Origin of the sequence: Streptomyces caeruleatus, from assembly GCF_001514235.1 — a bacterium.
In the GTDB taxonomy this organism is placed as follows: Bacteria; Actinomycetota; Actinomycetes; order Streptomycetales; family Streptomycetaceae; genus Streptomyces; species Streptomyces caeruleatus.
Window position 1 is genome coordinate 2,156 of record NZ_KQ948926.1, and the last position, 1,942, is coordinate 4,097.

The following is a 1,942-nucleotide window of genomic DNA, read 5'->3' on the forward strand; positions in this document are numbered from 1 at the left end:
ACGATGGTGATGCGGGAGATGTCGGGGTGCTCGGTGACACCGACCGCGAGCGAGTCGATGTTGAAGCCGCGGCGGGAGAACAGGGCGGCGATCCGGGCGAGGATGCCCGGCGTGTTCTCCACCAGGACGGAGAGCGTGTGCTTGGACATGATCTTTTACGTCTCTCTCGCTCAGTCGTCTTCGTTGTCGCCGAAGTCGGGGCGGACGTCCCGGGCGGCCATGATCTCGTCGTTGGAGGTGCCGGCGGCGACCATCGGCCACACCATGGCGTCCTCGTGGACGATGAAGTCGACGACGACGGGGCGGTCGTTGATGGAGTTCGCCTCTTCGATGACCTTGTCGAGGTCCTCGGGCCGCTCGCAGCGGATGGCGTAGCAGCCCATGGCCTCCGACAGCTTCACGAAGTCGGGGACGCGGGTGCCGGCGCTCGGCTGCTTGCCGTCGGCCTCGGGGCCGGAGTGCAGCACGGTGTTGGAGTAGCGCTGGTTGTAGAAGAGGGTCTGCCACTGGCGGACCATCCCGAGGGCGCCGTTGTTGATGATGGCGACCTTGATCGGGATGTTGTTCAGGGCGCAGGTGGTGAGCTCCTGATTGGTCATCTGGAAGCAGCCGTCGCCGTCGATCGCCCAGACCGCCTTGTCCGGCACTCCGGCCTTGGCGCCCATCGCGGCCGGGACCGCGTAGCCCATCGTCCCGGCGCCGCCGGAGTTCAGCCAGGTCGCGGGCTTCTCGTACTGGACGAAGTGCGCGGCCCACATCTGGTGCTGGCCGACGCCCGCCGCGAAGACCGTGCCCTCCGGGGCGAGTTGACCGATGCGCTCGATGACCTGCTGCGGGGACAGCGAGCCGTCCTCGGGCTGGTCGTAGCCGAGCGGGTAGGTCTCGCGCCAGCGGGACAGGTCCTTCCACCAGGCGCTGTAGTCGCCCTGGTGCCCCTCGGCGTGCTCCTTCTGCACGGCCTGGACCAGGTCGGCGATGACCTCGCGGGCGTCACCGACGATCGGCACGTCGGCCGCGCGGTTCTTGCCGATCTCGGCCGGGTCGATGTCGGCGTGGACGATCCTGGCGTACGGGGCGAAGCTGTCCAGCTTGCCGGTGACGCGGTCGTCGAAGCGGGCTCCGAGGGCGACGATCAGGTCGGCCTTCTGCAGCGCGGTGACGGCGGTGACCGCACCGTGCATGCCCGGCATCCCCACGTGCAGCGGGTGGCTGTCGGGGAATGCGCCGAGCGCCATCAGGGTGGTGGTGACGGGCGCTCCGGTGAGTTCGGCGAGGACCTTCAGCTCGGCGGTGGCACCGGCCTTGATCACGCCGCCGCCGACATACAGGACCGGCCGCTTCGCGGCGGTGATCAGCTTGGCGGCCTCACGGATCTGCTTGGCGTGCGGCTTGGTCACCGGGCGGTAGCCGGGCAGGTCCATGGTGGGCGGCCAGGAGAACGTCGTCTTCGCCTGGAGGGCGTCCTTGGCGATGTCGACCAGGACAGGGCCCGGGCGGCCGGTGGAGGCGATGTGGAACGCCTGCGCGATGATCCGCGGGATGTCCTCGGCCTTGGTGACCAGGAAGTTGTGCTTGGTGATCGGCATGGTGATGCCGACGATGTCCGCCTCCTGGAACGCGTCCGTCCCGATCGCCTTGGAGGCCACCTGCCCGGTGATCGCCACGAGCGGCACCGAGTCCATGTGCGCGTCCGCGATCGGCGTGACCAGGTTGGTGGCACCCGGCCCCGACGTCGCCATGCAGACACCGACCCGGCCGGTGGCCTGCGCGTAACCGGTGGCGGCATGGCCGGCGCCCTGCTCGTGCCGGACCAGGACGTGACGCACCCGGGTGGAGTCCATCAGCGGGTCGTACGCGGGAAGGATCGCACCGCCGGGAATGCCGAATACCGTGTCGGCGCCGACCTCCTCGAGCGAACGGATGAGGGACTGCGCACCCGTGA

At 69.2% G+C, this 1,942-nt stretch carries 2 protein-coding genes; both read right to left on the bottom strand.

The window, feature by feature from the left end; genetic code table 11:
- Window positions 1-149 (bottom strand): acetolactate synthase small subunit (gene ilvN, locus AQJ67_RS08825; RefSeq protein ID WP_063807303.1); only part of this gene is annotated, 149 nt, incomplete at its 3' end.
- Between the two features lie 21 nt (window positions 150-170).
- The coding region (locus tag AQJ67_RS08830) for an acetolactate synthase large subunit (protein ID WP_062717542.1) at window positions 171-1,942 on the bottom strand (1,772 nt) is incomplete at its 5' end.